At 57.7% G+C, this 22,127-nt stretch carries 20 protein-coding genes and 2 pseudogenes; 16 read left to right on the forward strand and 6 right to left on the reverse strand.

Annotated elements, in window-relative coordinates; genetic code table 11:
• Window positions 1–118 precede the first annotated feature (118 nt).
• The 3 genes and pseudogenes from GJ630_RS11540 to GJ630_RS11550 all read right to left on the reverse strand — a co-directional run.
• Complete coding sequence (locus GJ630_RS11540; RefSeq protein ID WP_197427648.1) at window positions 119–745, reverse strand: ABC transporter permease; 627 nt, start codon at window positions 743–745, stop codon at window positions 119–121.
• A gap of 41 nt (window positions 746–786) precedes the next feature.
• Window positions 787–1,794 carry an ABC transporter ATP-binding protein gene (locus GJ630_RS11545; protein WP_146418212.1) on the reverse strand — a complete coding sequence of 336 codons (1,008 nt, stop codon included), beginning with the start codon at window positions 1,792–1,794 and terminating at the stop codon, window positions 787–789.
• Between the two features lie 56 nt (window positions 1,795–1,850).
• Window positions 1,851–2,133 (reverse strand): annotated as a pseudogene (locus GJ630_RS11550) (IS1595 family transposase); the annotation flags it as partial.
• A 402-nt stretch (window positions 2,134–2,535) separates the two neighbouring features.
• Between GJ630_RS11550 and GJ630_RS11555 the strand changes: the two are divergent.
• From GJ630_RS11555 to GJ630_RS11595, 9 genes are all read left to right on the forward strand, one after another.
• Window positions 2,536–2,766: a hypothetical protein gene (locus GJ630_RS11555; protein WP_064287859.1), complete on the forward strand. Its 231-nt coding sequence runs from the start codon at window positions 2,536–2,538 to the stop codon at window positions 2,764–2,766.
• A 26-nt stretch (window positions 2,767–2,792) separates the two neighbouring features.
• Window positions 2,793–3,635 carry an SAM-dependent methyltransferase gene (locus GJ630_RS11560; protein ID WP_146418211.1) on the forward strand — a complete coding sequence of 281 codons (843 nt, stop codon included), beginning with the start codon at window positions 2,793–2,795 and terminating at the stop codon, window positions 3,633–3,635.
• A gap of 21 nt (window positions 3,636–3,656) precedes the next feature.
• Entirely contained in the window at window positions 3,657–3,941 is a 285-nt protein-coding gene (locus GJ630_RS11565; protein ID WP_191449925.1) for a hypothetical protein, read from the forward strand.
• 56 nt (window positions 3,942–3,997) lie between these two features.
• Window positions 3,998–5,704 (forward strand): prolyl oligopeptidase family serine peptidase, encoded by a 1,707-nt coding sequence (locus tag GJ630_RS11570; protein WP_191449926.1) that lies wholly within the window; start codon window positions 3,998–4,000, stop codon window positions 5,702–5,704.
• Window positions 5,705–5,766: 62 nt separating this feature from the next.
• Window positions 5,767–6,564 carry a winged helix-turn-helix domain-containing protein gene (locus GJ630_RS11575; RefSeq protein WP_146418209.1) on the forward strand — a complete coding sequence of 266 codons (798 nt, stop codon included), beginning with the start codon at window positions 5,767–5,769 and terminating at the stop codon, window positions 6,562–6,564.
• A 468-nt stretch (window positions 6,565–7,032) separates the two neighbouring features.
• Window positions 7,033–7,668 (forward strand): IS6-like element ISH15 family transposase, encoded by a 636-nt coding sequence (locus tag GJ630_RS11580; protein ID WP_191449927.1) that lies wholly within the window; start codon window positions 7,033–7,035, stop codon window positions 7,666–7,668.
• A 56-nt stretch (window positions 7,669–7,724) separates the two neighbouring features.
• On the forward strand, window positions 7,725–8,222 hold the full coding sequence (locus GJ630_RS11585) for a GNAT family N-acetyltransferase (protein ID WP_044951990.1): 498 nt from the start codon (window positions 7,725–7,727) through the stop codon (window positions 8,220–8,222).
• Between the two features lie 100 nt (window positions 8,223–8,322).
• Window positions 8,323–9,510 carry a redox-regulated ATPase YchF gene (locus GJ630_RS11590; protein ID WP_014041092.1) on the forward strand — a complete coding sequence of 396 codons (1,188 nt, stop codon included), beginning with the start codon at window positions 8,323–8,325 and terminating at the stop codon, window positions 9,508–9,510.
• 126 nt (window positions 9,511–9,636) lie between these two features.
• On the forward strand, window positions 9,637–11,277 hold the full coding sequence (locus GJ630_RS11595) for a methyl-accepting chemotaxis protein (RefSeq protein ID WP_064288934.1): 1,641 nt from the start codon (window positions 9,637–9,639) through the stop codon (window positions 11,275–11,277).
• Window positions 11,278–11,340: 63 nt separating this feature from the next.
• On the opposite strand, the gene GJ630_RS11600 is transcribed toward GJ630_RS11595, so the two are convergent.
• From GJ630_RS11600 to GJ630_RS11610, 3 genes are all read right to left on the reverse strand, one after another.
• Window positions 11,341–11,880: a hypothetical protein gene (locus tag GJ630_RS11600; RefSeq protein ID WP_050036954.1), complete on the reverse strand. Its 540-nt coding sequence runs from the start codon at window positions 11,878–11,880 to the stop codon at window positions 11,341–11,343.
• Window positions 11,881–11,985: 105 nt separating this feature from the next.
• The gene (locus GJ630_RS11605; RefSeq protein ID WP_151103700.1) at window positions 11,986–12,585 is read right to left on the reverse strand and encodes a hypothetical protein; all 600 of its coding nucleotides are present in this window, start codon (window positions 12,583–12,585) and stop codon (window positions 11,986–11,988) included.
• Complete coding sequence (locus GJ630_RS11610) at window positions 12,582–13,238, reverse strand: thioredoxin domain-containing protein (RefSeq protein WP_014041096.1); 657 nt, start codon at window positions 13,236–13,238, stop codon at window positions 12,582–12,584. The genes GJ630_RS11605 and GJ630_RS11610 overlap by 4 nt, the downstream gene beginning before the upstream one ends.
• Before the next feature lie 296 nt (window positions 13,239–13,534).
• Between GJ630_RS11610 and GJ630_RS11615 the strand changes: the two genes are divergently transcribed.
• From GJ630_RS11615 to GJ630_RS11645, 7 genes and pseudogenes are all read left to right on the forward strand, one after another.
• Window positions 13,535–13,786 (forward strand): hypothetical protein, encoded by a 252-nt coding sequence (locus GJ630_RS11615; protein WP_049937275.1) that lies wholly within the window; start codon window positions 13,535–13,537, stop codon window positions 13,784–13,786.
• A complete protein-coding gene (locus GJ630_RS11620) occupies window positions 13,783–14,253 on the forward strand; it encodes a hypothetical protein (protein WP_014041098.1) in 471 nt (156 codons plus the stop codon). Before GJ630_RS11615 ends, GJ630_RS11620 begins: the two co-directional genes overlap by 4 nt.
• 313 nt (window positions 14,254–14,566) lie before the next feature.
• Window positions 14,567–15,586 carry a glycine betaine ABC transporter substrate-binding protein gene (locus tag GJ630_RS11625; RefSeq protein ID WP_044951992.1) on the forward strand — a complete coding sequence of 340 codons (1,020 nt, stop codon included), beginning with the start codon at window positions 14,567–14,569 and terminating at the stop codon, window positions 15,584–15,586.
• 6 nt (window positions 15,587–15,592) lie between these two features.
• On the forward strand, window positions 15,593–18,025 hold the full coding sequence (locus GJ630_RS11630; protein ID WP_252718794.1) for a methyl-accepting chemotaxis protein: 2,433 nt from the start codon (window positions 15,593–15,595) through the stop codon (window positions 18,023–18,025).
• Between the two features lie 267 nt (window positions 18,026–18,292).
• On the forward strand, window positions 18,293–18,937 hold the full coding sequence (locus GJ630_RS11635) for a helix-turn-helix domain-containing protein (RefSeq protein ID WP_050036956.1): 645 nt from the start codon (window positions 18,293–18,295) through the stop codon (window positions 18,935–18,937).
• A 119-nt stretch (window positions 18,938–19,056) separates the two neighbouring features.
• The gene (locus tag GJ630_RS11640; RefSeq protein ID WP_146416998.1) at window positions 19,057–20,646 is read left to right on the forward strand and encodes an oleate hydratase; all 1,590 of its coding nucleotides are present in this window, start codon (window positions 19,057–19,059) and stop codon (window positions 20,644–20,646) included.
• Between the two features lie 56 nt (window positions 20,647–20,702).
• A pseudogene (locus GJ630_RS11645) lies at window positions 20,703–22,078 on the forward strand (hemolysin family protein).
• The last annotated feature ends 49 nt before the right edge of the window (window positions 22,079–22,127 follow it).

Below are 22,127 nucleotides of genomic sequence, written 5' to 3' on the forward strand. Positions count from 1 at the left end.
TTCTCATCGATTAATAGTGCCCGACGAACACCCCGTTTGGCGTGCTTTAGCTGTCCCAACCCGGAAGACAAATAATCCAACCGCTAGGTAGGCAACCGCCTTGCCCGACCAATACCCCTTAGGTCGAATACCGGAACGTTCCCACACATTGGAGTCCATCCGTCATCACTCGTTGCAACAAGTGACTCCCTAGCGACATTGGAAGGAACTTCAACAGTGCATACTCTTGGACTGGCAGGGCAATCAGGGCTGCAAACGAGAGTTGGATCAGCGGGAACATCTTCTCGATTTGCTTGTAGACGAGCGCCGCCCCACCGAAGACGAACCCGAGGCCGACCACGGGAAGCAGCGTCAAGACACCGAGCACGACGAGCGAAAGCGGTGCAACAGAAAGCCACGTCCCTGTTGTTACCATCATCAGTACTAGAAGGACGATGCCGGTAGCAAACGTACCCAAGAGGTTAACTACGGTCTTTACCGCGACAACCTCTGTGAAGCCGAACGGAGACATCGACAACTGCTCCAGCGTCCCCCACTGCGCCTCGTCAGTCAAGTCGTGTGTGAGATCGGCATATGCCGACACTGCCATTGTGAATAGAAAATACCCGACAACGAGCAGTCCTACTGACCGTGAAATCAAATCTTCTGCCACAAACTGCCCGCCGAAAAAAATGAGTGCGAAAAACACGTACAGCGTTCCGAATCCCACCACTGTATTCAGGAGATATCGACGCGAGAGCGTCACTGATTTACTCGCAATTGCTCGAAACAAGGTGAGGTGCCGGTTCATGATTCTCCCCCCTCTGGTGGCAATGATTCAGCTGTCGTCAGTTCAACGAAGACATCTTCTAGGTTGGGCTCGATTTCAGTGAACGACCGGACAGTCGCTTCTGCCGTCTGCAGTACGTCGACACACTCGTAGAACTCTTCACTGCCTGCGAGCGCGATCTCGAACTCCACGGAGTCAGTGTCGGTCCGCCAGTCGAGTAGCCGGAAGCGGGTATCGAGTTTCTCTCGGAGGTGTGCTGGTGGGTTTTCGGTCAGTTGGACGCGATATGATTGGGATTGGAAGACGTCAAGTAAGTTGTCGACAGAATCATCAGCGACGATGTCGCCGTCACTGAGAACGATCACGCGGTCGCAGACGGCTTCGATGATGTCCATATCGTGACTCGTAATCACGATAGTTTTGTCCTCCTCTTGGGCGAGGCGTTGTAATTCGGTTTGGAGGTCACGGGTCGTTTCTACGTCGAGCCCAAGCATCGGTTCGTCAAGGAAGAGAACGGGCGTTTCGCGGACGAGTGCACAGCCAAGGGCGACTTTCTGCTTCATACCACGCGAGAGGTTTTTCGCCGGTTCGTCCGCCTTTCCAGTAAGTCCAAGCGTGTCGATAATCGCCTCGTGTCTGTCGACACATGCCTGTGGATCGATGCCGTTGAGGCCAGCGAAAAACGCGAGATTTTCACGAACGCTCAATCGCCAATAGACGTTGCGTGCGCCTTCAAGGACAGCACTCACATAGTTGTATGTGCGTGAACGGGCCTGATGAACAGGGATGCCGTGAATAGAAATATCGCCATGTGTGGGGGTGATGAGCCCGAGAACCGTTTTGACGGTTGTTGTTTTGCCAGCACCGTTTGGGCCGAGGAGTCCGACGATTTGTCCGGGCTGAATATCGAAGGAAATGTTATCAACGGCTGTGACGCGTCCCGATTCTCCTGTATAGCGTTTTGTAAGGCCTGTGACCGAAACTACAGGCTCATGTTCTGGAGGATCAGTTGGGCGGGGGCACATCGTTTGCGGTTCCCTATTCGGTGGACGGTCTTAAGAATACTTAGAATGACAGGCTCTTATATAATGCTACGGAAGGCCCTAATATCGGGACATTCAATGGTTGACTCGACGGATTCGCAAGCCAGAGTGAGTGACCGAACGGTGCCAAAGGTGTGAACAGCCTGTTCCAAGCCCTGCTTGGATAGGCTTTGGAATTTCCGTAGCCACGGTGAAACAAGCGAAAAGAGGCACTTTTGCTTGTATATGCGGACGCCGTCGGGCGATGGGCATTCTCTTGTGTATGATTGTTCGAAGGTCACGCTCCATCTCTCTGTAGGCTTGGAGGCCATCAGTCCGGACCCATCTCAGTGGCGGCCCCGTCAACGTGAGTGAAAGTATGCCCACGCTATGGACGGGACGTAGACTCCCAAAATTCCTTGAGTCAGCACTCGATGCGGGTAGCAAGTGATTCCGTGTCGATCTTGACGCAGCCCAACTCAACTAACTCTTGGAACATTCTGCCGAATACCAGTTGAATAAACGCCCACTCTCAGCTTATCGCTGGCTCAGTGTAACTACAGGTCTATCCGTTGCTCTACGCAAGAGCGGTGGCTCTTTACATCTCACTTCGACCGAACGTTACCAGCGGATGAAATAATTTCCACAGATTACAAATACTACCATCAAGTGAAAGACCCCCTATCAACTGGGATGAAATTTTCCGGCAGTTATAACTTCAATCCAGTTACAGGTCAATCTGCAATGTCGCACCAAACAGTGGTCGACATCATCGAGCGGTCGATGAGTGACCTAACCTTCGCGCATCGTTTCAAATCAGATCCGGAAAGCGTCCTCCAGGAGTATGACGATCTGACTACAGAGGAGACTGAAGCACTGAAGTCAGGGAATCAGAACAAGCTGAATCAGATCGTCGAGAAGCGGGCGAACGGTATCCAGATCGCAGGTATCGTCCTCCCATCGTCTGAGGCTTGAGAAAGTAGCCTCATATTTTTTTACCAATGACTACAAGCACACAGGATAACCCGATTGATATATACATCATTGGGACCGGAATGGTGGGCTACACTCAACTAACTCGTGAAGCTGAAAACGCACTCCAAGCTTCTGAGCGGGTGTATCTACTTGACGGTCAACCGATGGTGGAGAATCATATCAAAGAGACCTATACCGAAGACGTAGTTATGCTCAACCGTGAGTACAATGAAGGCGAAGATCGAGTCGCTACATATGACCGGATGTCAGAAGAGGTACTTAAGGGTGCTACAGAGGTCGATGGACCGATCACATTTGCTCTCTACGGCCATCCGATGATATTCGTCAATCCAAGCCGGAGCGTCATTCGACAAGGGCGGGAACAAGGATTGAACGTTGAAGTTCAGCCAGGAATCTCCGCCATCGATTGTGTATACTCAGATATTGCTTTTGACCCTGCGGCAAACGGTGTTCAAATGTTCGAAGCTACCGATTTATTGCTTCGAGAGTGGGAACTCAATCCAGAAGTTCCAGCAATGATTTGGCAGGTCAGCGTGGTAGAGACTGATCGCCATACCGAAAAGCGAAGTAAGGAAAGTCGATTCACCCGTTTCAAAGAATATCTCCAGAATTTCTATCCGGAAGATCATACCGGGTATTTACTCCAAACAGCCACTTATCCAATTGCCGAATCACAACGACATGAGTTCGAAATATCAAACCTTGAACAGATGGCCCCAATACTGGACAAAGGCTATTACATCCTGCACCTGCCTCCGATCAATGAACGTGACCTCCAAAATGAGGAGCTGTTACAAGAAGTTCGGTCAGAAGACCACCTAGAAGAGATAACTGTCAGGGATAATTAAATAAACTGTCGTTATTTACCTATGGACAATCCGCCCGAGACAAAACGGTCTAACACGAGCGATGTTTTTCATGGTGAAGTCGTCCCTGATCCATACCAATGGCTCGAAAACGAGGACGAAGAAGTCCATCACTGGGTGAAGAAACAAAATTCCTATACTGATAGTGTTCTTTCGACCGATACTCGCGAGTTTCTCAAGGAGCAGCCCGAGTTCTCCACTAACATTCCGGATCCAGGGACGATAACTCCGACAAAAACGGATACTACCAACTACGACGTGGGGAGGGTAAAGACCACTCAAATTTAACGTTTCGACAGGTCCTCACTGACTCACCGACTACGATCTGCGATCCCACAGAAGACTTGAATAGTGATCTGAGTGCGATTGATTGGTTTGTTCCTTCTCCACAAGGTGAATACGTCGCGTTTGGCGTATCACAAGGTGGCCGCGAGCAGTATGATATTCACGTCGTTCATAGCGGACAGCGGACTATACTAGTAGAACCAGACTGTGGCCGGACAAACGCTGGTGGGTTTGCGTGGGGAGAAAACGGATTCTACTATCTTCAAACTGAATCCTGTGAAGAGGGTCTCATGAAAAAGAGTATTGATTACTACGATCTAAGTACTGACGAATCTACCACCGTCGTAGATGGTATAGCGCAACGGTTATGGCCACAAATCGTCCCGCAAAAAGGAACTGATAACGCGATCGTTGCACTACATGACGGCACGAATCGAACTGAATTATATCATCTTTCCCAATCCGGGTTCGATCCGATCTACGTTGAGAGTGAAAGCCACTTTAGACCGGTGAAGTACACGGATCTGGGCGAATTCTATGTACTTACAGATGTCCAGTCGTCTACTTATGAGCTTCTTTCTCTCTCCGCTTCCGAAACATATCCTGATAAAGCCTCTCTCCAGGCCAGCAGTAAACATATACTCCAAAGTGATCGGATTCTCCGCGATGTCTCGGTGTTAGACGATCACGTTGTCGGACACTATCAAAAGAACGCTAATTCGCGGCTTACCGTTTACAACCGCTCAGGGCGTTTTGCTCAGCCAGTGGAATTACCAGACTATTGCACTCTAATGGCAAATAGCTTAGCAGCGAGTCCGAACGCATTCGTCTTCAATCTCACATCTTTTGTGACCTCACCATCCACAATAGAAATTCAGGTTAATCAAACCGCTGCCGAGTCTAACTCCGACAACTATCTCTCTAAAACAGTTATAAACGAGCCGGCGCTGGATTATCAATCAGAGTTTGAGGTAGAACAGTGTTGGTTTTCAGCCGATGACGGCGCTGAGATCCCATTCTTTATCGTATATAAAGAGGATATTGAACTCAAGACCCCTAACCCTGCCCTCATTAATGTGTATGGTGGATTCGGTGTGACTATGACACCGAGCTTTGATCGCTTTATATTTCCCTTCCTTCGTAACGGTGGCATCTATCTACAACCCAATATTCGCGGCGGTGGTGTATTCGGAGAGTCATGGCACCGGCAAGGAATGCAGGAACAAAAACAGCGTACTTTCGACGACACAATCAATTTTGCTGAATATCTTATCGAGAATAACTATACAAACTCTGAGAAGTTGGCAATAACTGGGGAGAGCAATGGCGGGCTTACTGTTGGCGCGACTGTAATGCAGCGGCCGGATCTATTCAGTGCCGCTATCTGTGAAGTTCCCCTGTTGGATATGATTCGATTTAACCAGATTGGGCTCGGAGAAACATGGGTCTCAGAATATGGTAATCCGAATGAAAAAGACGCGTATCGGAACCTGAAATCATATTCGCCGTATCATAATATTAACGAAGCTGAACATCCTACAATGCTATTTCGTACTGCAATTGGTGACACGCGTGTCCTTCCATGTCACGCTTGGAAAATGGCTGCAAGGATGCAGTCAAAGGCCCAAGGTGATAGTCCAGTTCTCCTTAGGACTACAGAAAATGCAGGTCATGGAGTTGGAACCTCAACACACGGGGAACTAACCAATGAGCTTGACAAATGGACGGTGATTTTTGAGAGTGTGATCAGCTCAGATGAGTTTTAATATAAATAATTATGTAATATATTTTAAGATAAAATTAATGTAGTCGGATATCACTTCCCAATATGGCCCCTCCATCCCCCTCTATTGAGGAGTTCATTCCTGAGGTCCACCAACGGGTTGATTTCTTTGAGTTCCTATCAAACTCATCTGCTAGCCAGAAGGAGCTTAACCGAGAGTTAGACAGGTCACAGTCTACAATTTACCGCGGACTCAACTCAATGGAGGAGTACGGTTTAATAGAGAAACGAGATGATAAGTATCAATTAACACCATTTGGAGTGCTGATTTTCGACGAATATCGACGGTTTTCAGAGACGATAAAATCCTTACTCCAGAATAGAGAGGTATTCGATACAACACAGCCGATCAACACAGTTCTTCACCCATCTCTCTTCCAAGGAGCGAAAATTCTATCAACAAATAATCACATGGTGGAGGAGATATATGAGAAGTTGCAGTCGTCCATCTCTGAAGCCTCACATCTCTATGGAGTCGCGCCAACGATCTTTCCTAACCAAATTGACCTGCATCTTGAGAAGACGACTGCCGACGAATTGGCGGCTGAATTCATTTTGCCACTTAGCGCCATTGAGTATCTCCAATCTAATTTTAATCGGAAGTTAGAGACACTCCAGAACAGTGATAATTTCTCGATACGGGTCAGTCAAGAGACTCCTCCGATTGGGCTTATCACCATCTTAGAACCGAGTAAGAAAGTGGTTATCGTCATCCATGACGAGATCGGTACAATTCGAGGATTGGTCATTTCGGAGAATCCCGAATCTATTACGTGGGGGAAGAGCACTTACCAGAATTTCCGAGAAGATTCGATTAACTTTGAATCCTACGCTACTTCATAGACATTTTGAGAAATAATGAGTTCTGGTGATTCAATTCAGCGGAGGTGAGCCCCTCTTGGACTGGAATAGCTGAGGATACGAAACAGACTGGAGTATAATCAATATCCTAGATAAAAATAGGATACTCATGATGGTTTGGTGGAATTGTCTATTAAAAATCAACGAAACACGCCCACGTAACACAGCTTATGATAAAACAGATGCTATTCATGATTGATCACGGTCTCTCAACCAGAACTCAGTTTGTACTGGCTTTGGTTGGTGGTTCAATAGCGCTGACACTCATTATGAGTTGGATTAAAAGAAATAATACATTAAACGAATTCGGACTTTGGACTCCATGGATGGCAGTTGGAAGTCTCTTTTTACTGGCAGTTCCAATATATCTATTTTTAAAATATTCCCTAGTACTTCCCGTAGTGTTCAGATAAGGATTGAAGAGTGAGGCACGGCGGTTTTGAAGTGTCTATGCCCAAAAACGCCGGCCTCGGCGGTAGTATCGACCAAATCGACTTAGATTTTGTGGAGCGAGAAGCGACACCGCGACTGCTGATGAAGCTGAGTATTCAATTGCATTTGGCTGGACTATCACTTTCGAATACTGTCTCAGTTCTTGAGGTATTCGGTGTCCAACGCGCTCGATCAACTGTCTATAATTGGGTTCACAAAGCAGATTTACAGCCCAAAGATGGACAGTCACCGGATCACGTTGCGGTTGACGAAACTGTGATCCAACTCAACGGTGAGAGATATTGGCTGTACGCCGCTGTCGATCCACAAACGAACAAATTACTCCATACGAAGCTTAGACCAACTACAACGAAGGTTCTCGCCCATGCATTTCTCACCGAACTCTCTGAGAAACACGACGTCGACGACGCCGTGTTTCTCGTCGATGGCTCCAGATCGTTACAAGCTGGGTGTCAACGACATGGCTTCGATTTCAGATACGAAAAACATGGAAATCGGAATGCTGTTGAACGTGTCTTCAGAGAAATAAAACGACGTACTGTCTGTTTCTCAAACTGTTTCAGCAACGCCGAAGCGGAAACAGCCGATGATTGGCTCAGATCGTTCAGCTTCGCATGGAATCAGCTTATCTGAACACGATGTGTCAAACAGGCCATAGTTCTATATTGTTCCGCGGTGCATGTTCACATATGTCGTTCCAGACAGCCATCCGGCCGGCCGAATCGGTGGACATCGCGGATATACGGCGGATCGCCAGGACCACATGGCATACCGTGTACGACGACATCCTCGGAGCAGAAACCGTGGAAGAGCACCTCAAAGAGGGGTATGCGCCGCCGCTATTGGAGCAGATGATCGAACTCGAAGAGGTCGGCCTGTTCGTCTCGACGGCCGACGACGACGTGGTGGCGTACATGAGCTGTGGGATGACGGACGCGACCGGCTTCGGCGACCTTGATCTGTACGTCCACCCGGACTACTGGGGGGAAGGTATCGGGACGAAGCTGCTGCATCGCGGGGAACAGCACTTGCACGAGCTCTCCGTGCGGAAAATCCGCGACGAGGTGCTGGCCGAGAACGAGGTCGGGAACGCGTTCTACCGCGCACACTTCGAGAAGGTCGGCGAGCGGACGACCGAGGTCGGCGGACAGGAACACCCCGTCAACGTGTACGAGCGGCGATTGTAAACGCCGGCTCACATTCGCAGCCCGCAGTACGTGTGTGACCCACACGCTCTCGTAGCTCGTGTAACAGCGTTTAAGCCGCTGAAACCGCTTCATCGGTGCAATGAGCTACAAGATCGGACTCGTCGGCAAGCCCTCTGTCGGCAAGTCCACGTTTTTCAATGCGGCGACGATGAACGACGTGCCCGAGGGCGCGTACCCGTTCACGACAATCGACCCGTCGATGGGCGAGGCGTACGTCCGCGTCGACTGCGCGGCCCCGGAATTCGATCACACCTGCACCCCGAATCACGGCTACTGTACCGAGGGCGTCCGGTTCGTCCCGACGAAACTCGTCGACGTGGCCGGCCTCGTCCCCGGCGCACACGAGGGGAAAGGGCTCGGAAACCAGTTCCTCACGGACCTCAACGAGGCCGATGTGCTCGTCCACGTCGTCGACTTCACCGGTGAGACTGATCTGGAGGGTGAACCCACCGAGGACCACGACCCGCGCGAGGACATCGACTTCCTCGAAGACGAGCTGGATATGTGGTATCTCGACATCTTAGAGAAGGGTATCGAGCGCTACCGCTCGGGCTATCACGGCGAGGACAAGGCCATCGAAGACGACCTCGCCGAGCAGATGTCGGCGTTCAAGATCAACGCCGACGAGATTAAACAGGTCGTACTCGCACTGGGCCTGGAACTCGACCCCGACACCTGGGACGACGAGGACAGAGAGGCACTCGCTCGGGAGATCCGCATCCGGACCAAGCCGATGCTCATCGCGGCGAACAAGATGGACACCCCGGAGGCTCAGGCGAACTGGGAACCGATCACCGAGGACCCGGAGTACGAGCACCTCACGTTCGTCCCCGTCTCGGCCCACGCGGAGAAGGCGCTGAAAAACGGCAACGAGCAGGGCGTACTCGACTACCGGCCCGGCGACGAAGATTTCACCGTGACGGCGGACCTGCCCGAGGAGAAGGCCGCGGGGCTGGAACAGATCCGGGAGTTCGTTACCGAGTTCGGCGGCACTGGCGTCCAGCAGGCGCTGGAAACCGCGCTGTTCGAGGAACTGGGCGCAATCGCGGTGTTCCCCGGCGCTCGCAAGCCACAGGAGGACGGCACCTTCCTGCAGGACTGTTTCGTCCTCCCCGACGGGTCGACCGCCGAGGACTTCGCGTACTTCCTGCACACCGACATCGGCGAAGGGTTCCTCCACGCGCACGACGTGCGCACCGAGCGACAGATCGGTGCTGACACCGAACTCGACCACCGCGACGTGGTCGAAATTACGACAACGAACTGACACTGAAAAACTCACCGCTGATACTCCGGGGGTGCGATTTTTCATGGGGCGGGAGTGAACGTGTCACATGCACCCCGAAAGGTCCAGTTCCGTAGTCTGTTTGGAATCGATGTCGAGGCGGTTTCGATGACGACGGCAGATGATGCGACGGGCCCGCTCGGCCGACTCATGCTTGCGGTCGGTACTGTGCCGATGGCAATCGAGCCGTACCTGCCGACGCCGCTCCGTCGGACGTTCAGCGTCCGTGTGTTCCTGCTGGCAGCAATGTCGATCGTGGGCGCACCGGCGCTGGCTATCGTCCTGTTTTCCTCCGTGACAGCCGCCGCGGTGTTCATCGGGTTTGTCGTCGCCGTGACCGGGTTTCTGGGCTACTGTGAGATGTACCGCGCGATAATCGAGATCAACCGAAAGGCGACGGCAGTCGACAACGGCCAGTACGACATCGACTTCGGTGTCGACCGGATCGACGAGGTCGGAGACGCATACACGAAACTCGAACGGGCCGCGGCCTCGCTCGGCCGGAACATCGAGGAGGCAAACGAAGCCCAGGAACGCGCCGAGGAAGCGCGCGAAGCAGCCGAAGCGGCCCGTGAAACCGCGGAGTCCGAGCGCAGTGAGATGGAGGCGCTGAGCAGTCACCTCGAACTGAAAGCGACCCAGTACCGGACGACGCTCGACGAGGCGGCCGACGGCGACCTGACCGCACGCGTCGACACCGACAGCATCAGTGACGCCATGGCGGCCGTCGGGACCGCGATCAACGAGACGCTGGCTGCCCTCGAGACTGCCATCGGCAGCGGCCAGTCGACCTCGACACACATCGCAACCGAGAGCGAAACCGTGTTGACTGACGGTCAGCAGGTCCGTGACGAAACGCAGTCCGTGGCCGACACCGCGTCCGACATCGCGGACGGAGCAGAAACCCAGCGCCAGCAGCTAGACGACGCGGCGAGCGAACTCAGCGACCTCTCGGCAACCGTTGAGGAAATGGCCTCCTCCGTGGCCGAGATCGCCGACCAGAGCAACACTGCCGCAGACCTCGGCCGAGATGCACAGCAGTCCTCGTCGGAAGCCCAGAGCGCCGTCGACGAGATCCGACACCACTCGACGAGCGCCGCGAGCGAGGTCCAGCAACTCGACGACATCGCCGAAGACATGGCCGAGATCGTCGAAGTCATCGACGGCATCGCCGAGGAGACGAACATGCTCGCGCTGAACGCCTCCATCGAAGCCGCCCGTGCCGGCCAGGCAGGCTCGGGCTTTGCCGTCGTCGCGGACGAAATCAAACAGCTTGCGACCGAGACACAGGCCGCCACCGCCGACGTGGAGGACCTCATCGGATCGCTGCGGTCCCAGGTCGGGACGTCCGTCGACGCCATGGAGACGATGGAAGACGCTGTCGACCGCGGAAGCAACACTATCTCCGAGACGATTACGACGCTTGAAGACGTGGTCGACGCCACTGTCGATGTCAACGGCGGCATTCAGGAGATCGACCGGGCGACCGACCAGCAGGCGACCAGCGCGCAGGAAGTCGTGCGGATAATCGACGACATCAACGATATCGCCGGTGACACCGCAACTGACGCCCGTGAGATGGCCACCACGGTCGATCAGCAGGGCCAGACCGTTGCCGGGATGGTCGACTCGGTGGAGCGGTTCGCCGACGACGCCGACACGCTCCACGACGAACTCTCACAGTTCGAGACCGCCGAGACCGACGTCGTGGACACGCCCGCCGGCCCCGGCTCCGCTACGGGTGACTGAGACGAATTGGGTACCCGTATCCCAGTCGCGCCAGCCAACACTGCCGTCCAACGGTTTGGAACTCTACAGCAGGAGGTGCGCCAGCAAGGCAATGATGGCAACTTTCTTGACGAGAATAACACCGATAATCAGTTGCGTCGTCGAGAGCGCCCGGACGCGCTCGATGCCCCGCCGGAGGAACGCGGGCGACTGGGCGAGTTCACGCACCAGCAGCCGTACCTCCGCGCGGAACGTCTCGACCGCCGACCCCTCGCCGTCAGTGTAGGCGGCTTCCGGCCGGGGCAGCCACTGCGACCCCGTGTATTCGAGTTCGACCAGCGACCCCTCCAGATGACTTGCCTGCTCGAACTGCAGGCCGTTGGCTTCACAGAGGCGCTCGACCTTGGCGATGTCGCGGTCGCTGTTCAGGTCGTACCGCCGCTGTATCGGGTCGGTCGCCCAGTCGAACTGGAACCGACAGACGAGTTCGCTCTCGCCGACCCACACGTCGACGATTTCGGCCAGTTCGACCGTGCCGGCCGTCTCTTTCCGCTTTTTCTGGAGGTGCTCGTACTCGGTGGGGGACTCCATCGAGGCCGTCACCTGGGACTCCGTCTCGGGCATACCTTCTCGACACGAGTGTTCGGCTGACGACACTATACGTTTTCTCCCGCTTGAACGGTTGGAACTCCGTAACCGGGGCGAAACGAGGACCTGCCAACGAGACAGTCAGATATCCACCGGACACCCGTTTATCTCGCCGCCGCGCATCCCTTCGGCGAGCCAGTAGATAGAGAGGGTCAATACCGCGAGCGCCAGCAGCGCGAATTCCAGCCCATCCAGTGGCAGAAACAGCAGCGAGGTCGAGACGCCGAGTAGTGACAGCAGGCCCAGCAGGACCGCCGACCCACAGGCCGCACAGCCCGCGCCGAGCGTTCCGAGGACGACACCCGCGACGCCCGCGCCGCCCTGCTGGAGGTCGAGGCCATGTTCGCGGAAGTGGTAGGTCACCAGCCCGATGTCGACGCCTGTGAGGACGGCGACGACGACCAGCAGGACGCCCTGTGCGGGGTTGAACGACGTGCCGACGAACGGGTACAGCTCCCCGAGCACGCGCAATCGGCTGGCGAGCGGGAGCGACCCACCGACCACGAGGTCCAGCACCAGCGGGACGTTCAGCGAGACGACGAACAGCGTCAGCGAGACGATTGCGGCGATCACGGCGACTGCCGCGTAGACTGGCAGCGTGAGCACGAGCCTGACCGTCCGGCCCATGAGCCGCCAGTCCCCGCGCGTCGTCGGCAGGCGGAGCCCCTCTGCGGTGCTCATCCGTCGTGCTCTCCCAGCGCCTCCGCGATGAGTTCGTAGCTGACGCTCCCGTTGACCTTCGTCACGAACTCGCCGTCCTCGAACAGCAGGATAATCGGCGTCGTCTCACCCAATCCGGCGTCCTCGGCCGCCTGGATATCGGCCTGAACGGCGTCATCGTGGGCACGGTTTCGGGCGTCGCTTGCGACCGCCTCGCCGTCTACCTCGGTCTCCTCGGTGAGAAACGTCGCCGTCCGCGCCAGAACGTTGTCCGGGTCGAACGACGACTGCTCGGCGAAGTAGTGATCGAACAGCGACCAGTACGCCTCGCTGTCGCGGGCGAACGTCGATTCCAGCGCCTGCGTCGCTGGCTCACCCCAGGGATAGATCACGGGGTAGGTCCGGACGACGTACGCGCCTTTGCCCGCGTCCACGATGTTCTCCCGAATGTCCGGCAGCGTGTTCTCGTGGAAGCGGCGACACGTAGGACAGGAGGGGTCTTCGAACGCCAGGATGACGTGGCCGCCCAGTTCGCCGCGGCGGGGCTGGGCGTCGAGGTCGGCGGCCGCCGGGTGGCTGTCGACGGATTCGACGCTGTCCGCCTCGCTACTGCACCCAGCGACTGCGCCGACGACACCCACCCCGGAAAGTGCTAGAAAGCGTCGTCTGTTCATATACGACTGGTTGGCCCGCGTTGGTTTAGCGTTTGTTCCACTATGTGGCCACGATGAGTAACCGTCTTGTCGCCAGCGGCGGTAGCATCTGCCGGCCGATGACGACGACTCACGGGGCCGAACCGGGGTGACTCCCCGGTGGTGACGAGCCCTATGAGTGCCGAGGCCGCTATTTTTGACGGTAGAAGTTGTCTCTGGGGCAGTCTGGTTGTGGCCACAGTAGACATAGGCCCCGGTCAGGGCTGCGCCGGACTGGCAGACGCGGATTTATGAACGGTGCCGAGCAAACGTATAGTATGGCCGCCGAAATTTCCGACCGTGTTCGAGAAATCGCGGAGGCCCGCGGCCTTCCGGAGTCCGAAGTGTTCGAGCGGGCACTCGAACGCGGGCTCGAAGACCTGTGGGAGGACCTCGTGCTCGCACAGTACCTCGATGGGGAACTCGACCGCGAGGAAGCCATCGAGCACGTCGGGCGGACGAAAGTCGAGCGGGCGGAGCGAGAGCGTGAGGTCGTCGAGGAAGACGTTGACTGGGGCTTGAACGCGTGACGCCTGCGGCCGTTTCGGACGCAGGACCGCTCATTCACCTCGCCGAAAGCGGTTCACTCGAACTGCTCTCGACGTTTGACACGCTCCTTGTCCCGGAGACGGTTTACGAGGAGGTCGACGCCGGTGGTGTTCCGGACGGGGTGGTCGACCTCTCGTACGAACTCGTCGAAGCCGACGAAAGCCGAGTCGGAACTGAGGAACTGGACGCCGGAGAATGCGCCGCGATTGCGGTCGCAATAGAGCGGGGCGTTGTTCTTCTAACCGACGATCTCGCCGCCCGAGAGACAGCATCCGACGCGGGCGTCGAAGTACGCGGTTCTATCGGCGTTATCGCGCTCGGGTATGGTCGCGGATTGCTCGACAGAGACGAAGCGGCATCCCGTATGCGAGCACTCCAGCGTGAGACGAGTCTTTTCGTGACCGAGGCGGTTGTGGAGCGCGGCATCCAGATGCTGGACGAACAGTAACGGGATGAGTGGACTCTATAGACGCTGTAAACACATTCACTATGGATAGATTGTGAGTCTTGAGTGCCGAGGCTCTTACCCCAACTGGTAGCTGTAGCTGACGACCGTTTGCCACGGGTATTTCTGCGGTTCGGTTGCAACTGACATGATCTGGATCTGGGACGACAGCGACTGCGATGACTCTCCTGTAGAGAGTCCCTCTGTGGAGATCCCCAACAGTTAGGGACTAAATTGTACACGATTTTATTGTTTTGCTATCAATGTTGATATTCTCGGCAACGGTTTTTTGACTATCATTAGCTCAGGTTGAGCAATGATAGATGAGAGAGGAGAGCCATGGACTGGGAGCCGGCGACGGTTACTCGGGATGCTCGCAACTGGCGGAACCGCGACGCTGGTCGGCTGTTCGACTGGCGGAGAGACGGAATCAAGTACAGCCGAAAGCGGGGGCGAAGCCGCCGGGTCGACCGACGGCTCGCTGTCAGTCGTTGTCAGTTCGAAAGGCTACACAGAGCAGTTGAACCTCGGGTACATCGCCTACGAATTGCTCGCCAACAACACGGGTGTGAGTCTTGTGGACGAAACCGGCTTCGGCGGGAACGCTGCACACGCCGAAGCGTATCAGGCCGGCGACATCCACGCGTACTACGATTACATGGGGTCACTGTGGGCTGCGCACCCGCCCAAGCACGACGAAGCCGACTTCGAGACACCTGACGAGCAGTACGAAGCGCTGAAGTCCGAGATGGAGTCGGAACACCCGATACGGATTCTCGACCGCGCGGACTGGCAGAACACATGGGCCGTGTTCATCCGCGAGGACGCTATCGAAGGGACCAGTATCGAGACAATCAGTGACCTCGCCGGTTACGTCAACGACGGGAACTACGACATTAGACCGGCGTTTGGCGACGGATTCAGGACTCGTAGCGACGGCTTCGATGCTTTGCTTGAATACTACGGGTTTGAGGGCGAGCATGTGGAGCGCTGGGAGGCAGAACAGGAGTTCATCGAGGCGGCGTCGGCGCAGGCGGCTGGCACGGCCGTCGACGAAGGCTACGCCGATCTCAGCTTCGGGTACAGCACCAGCGCGTGGCTCACAACCGTTGAAGACATCGTGTACCTCGATGACGACCGGAACTTCTGGCCGTTTTTCCACCCGGTCGGCGTCGTTCACGAGGACGTCGCGACGGACGCCGTGGTGTCGGCGCTGAACAAGATGCCGGACGCCATTCCGGACGCGAAAACGATGCAAGAGCTGAACAGTCACGCAACCGAGGTCGGCAGCCAGCAGGCGGTTGTTGACCACCTCACGGCCAACGGCTTCATCTGAATCAGTATGGAAGAATCTACAGCACATTCAGGCGACGGTGACGACGAATCAGCAGACGCGACAGCGTCAGCGGCCTCGGACACGACAGCGCTGGAGCGAGCGAAAGCCGTTGCGCTGCTGCCAGTCCGGTCGTACCTCGTCAAGTTCGCTGTTGCGTTGCTCGTGATCGTGGTACTCATCGCGGCCGGCGGGTTCTGGGTGCAGGGGAACGCAACTGCCACACTCGAAGACGACACGGCACAACAGCTCGTACAGGAGGTCAACGCCGAGTCCGGCCTGTTGAACGAGTGGATTGAGCGCAACGAACGGCCGGTGCTCGTCGCGTCAAACAATCCGCTGCTCGGTTTCAACGCGACGCGCGAAGACCAGCAGGCCTACACGGAACGGCTCGCCGCGGATGAGCTCCAGTCCGACCGCGTCGCTGCCGTCCACCTTGCAGACCCCACTGTCGGCACAGCGGGGGAGGCAAGGATTGTGGCAAGTACTGACGAAACGCTCCGCGGAACGCGTGTCACATCGGACGCACATCCGTGGGTCGACCGGACTCGGTCTATCGGCCGCGACACAGTGGTTTCATCGAACCCGTACACGAACGCGAACGGCAAGCGAGTGGTCAGTTCGATGAGTGTCGCCGCCGACTTCACACACGTACTCGTGGTCGAGTACGACGCCAGCGACCTGAGCAAGCAGTTCAGCACTGGTATCGACGGGACGTTCACACAGGTGGTCCGCCCGACATCGAGTTCGACTGAGGTGTTGTTCTCCGACGCCGGCACCGATGCCGTCGGACAGCCGTACATCCCGAACCAGTCACAGTCCGACATCCCGGAGATCAGCACGGCTACCGAACAGGGCACCTTTACCGACACGCCAGCGAAGGACGCAGTGCTTGACACCGACCACGTCGCCGCGTACGCGACCATCCCCGGCACAAACTGGGTCGTCATCAAGCACACGCCTGCGGCGAACGCGTTCGCGCTGAGCGAGCAGATTCGGACCGATATCCTGGCGTTCATCCTGCTCGCGCTCGGTGGCGTTGTCGTCGTGGGTGGAACGATTGGACGGAACACGGCGACATCCGTGCAACAGCTCTCTGCGGCCGCTACTGCCATCGAGCAGGGAGAGTACAATGTCGACGTTTCGAGCTCTCGCCGGGACGAAATCGGTCAGTTGTTCACGTCTATCGGGAGTATGCGCGACGCACTCGTCTCGAAAATCGACGAAGCCGAGGCTGCCCGTGAACAAGCAACAGACGCCCAGGAGGAGGCGGAAGAAGAGCGAGCCCGCGCCGAGCAGGCAAAGGAAGAGGCTGAGACGCTCGCGGCGGAACTCGAACAGCAAGCAGAGGTATACAGTGACGTGATGGAAGCGTGCGCGGACGGTGACCTGACCCGGCGTCTCCCCGAAAGCGAGACCGACAACGAGGCGATGGCGGCTATCGCGTCGTCGTTCAACGATATGCTCGCACAGTGGGAACGCACTATCGTCGACATTCAGGAGTTCGCGGAGACTGTCACAGCCGCCAGCGAGGAGGCCGAAGTCGGGGCGACTGACGCCGAGCGTGCGAGCGGCGAGGTCAGCGAATCGGTTCAGGAGATCGCGGCTGCCGCCGACGAGCAACGCGATATGCTGGACACAGTCTCGGGAGAGATGACTGACCTTTCGGCAGCTATCGAAGAGGTAGCTGCGTCCGCTGACTCGGTTGCGGAGCACTCGAATCAGACCGCTGACGTCGCCCGAAAGGGCGAAGACACGGCCAGAGACGCGCTCGAAAGTTCACGCAGAGTACAGGAGGCAATCGACACGACTGTCGAGAACGTCGAACAGTTAGACGAGCAGATGGCGGAAATCAGCACCATCGTCGAGCTGATCGCCGACATCGCCGAGCAGACGAATATGCTCGCGCTGAACGCGAACATCGAAGCTGCTCGTGCCGACAAAGACGGCGAAGGGTTCGCCGTCGTGGCCGACGAAGTCAAGGAACTCGCCGGGGAAACGCAGGCATCGGCGACCGAAATAGAGCAACTCATTACCGATGTCCAGTCCCAGACGGAGACGACTGTCGACGAGGCCAGAGTCGCTGAGGAGTCGATGGAAGCAGGCATCAGTGCGGTCGAAGAGGTCATGGAAGCGTTCACAGAAGTGTCGGAGTACGCCGACAAAACGGACGCCGGCGTCCAGGGGATCAGCGACACCACTGACGATCAGGCCGCCAGTACTGAAGAAGCGGTATCGATGACCGAGGAAGTCGCCGACCTCAGTGAATCCACTGCCGATGAGGTACAGAGCGTGTCCGCCGCCGCAGAGGAGCAGGCGGCCTCGATGTCGGAGATCAACGACAGCATCAAATCGCTGAGCGGGCAGGCCGAGCAGCTCAAGGCGCTCCTGTCGGAGTTTGACGTCGCTGCCGACGAAACCGAGCAATCCCGACACCGCTGATCGACAACAGCGTGAACACAGACTGACGCTCGGAGCGGTTCGGCACACGCGTTTTCCTGTACCGTTTCGCCGCGTGTATCCACCACAACGCGCAACGCGTCCCAGTACGAGCAGTGATGGAGTCGCAATCCGCGTTGCAGGGACAGCGTGAACCGCCTCGGCCTGCTCCGCCTGTGGATGTTCGTCGAGCGGCTCCGACCTCGCCGGTCGGTTTCGGCGCGTGGGAATCCCCAGTACGCCTTTATTTTGGTCGGGCGAGCAACACATATGAGCGTCATCTGTGAGTTCGAGTTGCAGTCCGCGGATATGCCGCTGTGTGCGGTCGCTGCCGAACTGGACACCCGGCTGATCGTCGACACCGTCGTCTCCGGAACGACCGCGGAGCCGGCACTCGTATTCTCCGCGACAGGCGTCGAACCGGATGCCCTCGAATCGGCGTTGCTCGGCGACGAGTCCGTCGTGGAGTTTGTCGCCATGGACTCGGCTATCGTCGAGTCCCGCTATCGGGTCGTCCTCGACACGGACTACGTCGAGATGTACACCCAGCTCGTCGACCGGCAGACGTATCCGATGGGTGCGCTCGTGACCGAACACGGGTGGAAGGTGAGTACGCAGTTCGCCGACAGAGCGGACCTCGAAGCGTTCCGGGACGCCTGTCAGTCCAGCAGCGTCACGTTCCGCCCGCATCGGCTCTGCGAGACGGAACACGGCGGCGATGACTACGGACTCACCGCCCCGCAACGAGAGGCGCTGCTGGCAGCCCACCGACTGGGCTATTTCGCCGTCCCTCGCGGAGCAGACCTGACGGAACTCTCGGCAGAACTCGACGCGACCACGTCCGCGATCTCGGAGCGTCTCCGACGTGGAACGGACCAGCTGATCGACCACACGATTGCCAGCTCCGAACAGTGACAGCGGGCTACCCGGAGCGCGGCTATGTCGGCGAGATGTCCCCTCTTATAAACTGCTGTACATATGTTGGCAACGGTTAGGGCTGGGAGTTGCGTAGTACTACATGACGGTGACCCAAAATGACCATCCACCAGCACCCACACGTCACTGACCGCGACGCACACTTCGTCGGCGGCGGTATTGCCTCCCTCGCTGGGGCGGCGTTCCTCGTACGGGACGGCAATATGCCCGGCGAAAACATCCATGTCTACGAAAAGCTGGACGTCGTCGGTGGCGCGATGGACGGCGCTGGCGACCCGGACGAGGCCTACCTGATCCGGGGCGGCAGGATGTTCAACTATCCGGCGTACGAATGTACGTGGGACCTCTTCGAGTCCATCCCGTCGCTCGAAGACGACTCGCGGTCGGTCAAAGACGTGATGGACGAGTTCAACGAAGCGCACCCCTCGTACGCGAAAACGCGGCTGATGCACGAGGGCGAACGGATCGACGCGGGCGAGTACGGACTGACGAGCCAGCATCGACAGTCGATAGCTCGGTTGCTCCTCACGCCCGAACCGCGACTCGGTGACACGCGCATCGAAGAGTGGTTCGACGAGTCGTTCCTAGAGACGAACTTCTGGTACGTCTGGGCGACGATCTTCGCGTTCCAGCCGTGGCACAGCGTCGCCGAAGTCCGGCGGTACATGTACCGGTTCCTGCACGAGTTCCCGCGCCTGCACACCATGGAAGGTATCGACCGGACGAAGTACAACCAGTACGACTCGATGATCCTCCCGCTCCGACGCTGGCTCGAAGACAGGGGCGTCTCCTTCGAGTATGGCCACGAGGTGACGGATATGGATATCGTCCCGTCGCGGACAGGGCGCACCGTCGAGCGGCTCTACTGTGAAACCGACAGCGGCACCGAGTCGGTCCCAGTTGAGCCGTCCGACCTCGTGTTCGTGACGAACGGGTCGATGACCGACGGCTCGTCCATCGGCGGGATGGACGAGGCCCCCGAACTGAACGAAACCGGGGCGTCGTGGGAGCTGTGGAAGTCCATCGCCGAGGACAACCCACAGTTCGGCAACCCGTCGGTGTTCGCGGACAACGTCACGGAGACGAAATGGGAGTCGTTCACCGTCACCCTGCACAACACCGACTTGTTCGACCACATCGTCGACTTCACGAACGAGGAACCGGGCAACGGGCTCGTCACCTACCTCGGGTCGAACTGGCTGTTGTCGACAGTCGTCGCCGCACAGCCCCACTTCGCGAACCAGCCGGACGACGTGAAGGTGTTCTGGGGCTACGCGCTGTTCCCGGACCGCGAGGGGAACTACGTGGAGAAACCGATGTCCGAGTGTACCGGCCGGGAGATCCTCCAAGAGCTGTGTTACCACCTGCAGTGCGAGGACCGGCTCCCGGAGCTACTCGACGACGTGACCTGCATCCCGGCGATGATGCCGTTCATCACGGCGCACTTCCAGCCACGGGAGCCCGGTGACCGACCCGAAGTCGTTCCTGACGGGTCGAACAACCTGGCGTTCCTCGGACAGTACGCCGAACAGCCGCGGGACGTGGTGTTCACCGTCGAGTACTCGGTCCGGTCGGCGATGACCGCCGTCTACGAGATGCTCGACCTTGACCGGGAAGTCCCCCCGGTGACCAAACACTACCGGGAGCCCGGTGTCATCGCGGACACTGTCCGCGCCGCGTACCGCTGAGAGAGTCGACGGCGGTACGGGCGCGGAGATTCCAGCACTTTAGTACGGTGACGGAGATGGGTGTGTATGAACACACCGCCGCTCGCCGTCCGGAGGCTGCGATGGTAAACCTCGCGCTCTCGGCGGCACAGCTCGTCTTGGCGCTGGTACTCGTGGGACTGAACGGCTTTTTCGTCGCCGCGGAGTTCGCCTTCGTTCGCGTTCGCGGCACCTCTGTCGAACAGCTCGCTGACGAGGGGAAAGCCGGTGCGGGCTCGCTCCAGGCAGTGATGGCGGACTTGGACAACTACCTCGCGGTGACCCAGCTCGGGATTACGCTCGCCTCGCTGGGGCTGGGGTGGGTCGGTGAGCCCGCCGTGGCGGCGCTGCTGGAACCCGTTCTGGCACCGATACTGCCGGAGACCCTCCTCCACCTCGTGGCGTTCGCGATTGGGTTTACAATCATCACGTTCCTCCACGTCGTCTTCGGCGAACTCGCGCCGAAGCGTTCGCGATTGCCCAGACCGAGCGGCTCTCACTGTTGCTCGCACCGCCGATGAAGCTGTTTTACTACCTGTTCTATCCTGGTATCGTCGTCTTCAACGGCTCGGCGAACGCCTTTACGCAACTGCTCGGCGTCCCGCCGGCCTCGGAAACGGACGAGACGCTCGGCGAGCGTGAGATACGCCGGGTGCTGGCTCGGTCCGGCGAAGAGGGGAACATCGACGCGGCGGAGGTCGACATGATAGAGCGCGTGTTCGACCTCGACGATACGGTCGTCCGGGAGGTCATGGTCCCGCGCCCCGACGTCGTGAGCGTGCCGGCCGACGCCACGCTGTCGGATATCCGGGCAGTCGTTTTCGACGAGGGACACACCCGCTATCCGGTGGTCGATGCCGACGACAGCGACCAGATCGTCGGGTTCATCGACGTCAAGGACGTGCTACGGGCCGGCGAGGAAGGCAACGAAAACACGACTGCCGGCGATATCGCCCACGAGATACCGGTCGTCCCGGAGACGACCGCTATCAACGACCTCCTGTTGCAGTTCCGGCAAGACCGCCGGCAGATGGCCGCGGTCATCGACGAATGGGGGTCGCTCGAAGGCATCGCGACCATCGAGGACGTGGTCGAGGCCGTCGTCGGCGACCTGCGCGACGAGTTCGACGTCGACGGCCGCGAACACGCCATCCGCAAGCGAAGCGACGGGAGCTACGACGCCGACGGCGGCGTCCCGCTGTCGACAGTCAGCGAGGCGCTCGGTGTCGACCTCGACAGCGACGCAGTCGAAACCGTCGGCGGGCTGGTACTGAGTCATCTCGACCGCGCGCCGGAAGTCGGTGATACCGCCGAAGCGGCCGGACACGCGTTCGAGGTGACAAGCGTCGACGGCACCCGTATCTCGACGGTTCGGATTCGAGCGAACGACGGCGACACCCCGACCACCGACTGAGCCGGTCCCAGACCCGGGTGACGAGAACAGGGCCAGTCACGGAGTGCCG

Source organism: Haloarcula sp. CBA1122 (genome assembly GCF_009741785.1).
In the GTDB taxonomy this organism is placed as follows: domain Archaea; phylum Halobacteriota; class Halobacteria; order Halobacteriales; family Haloarculaceae; genus Haloarcula; species Haloarcula hispanica.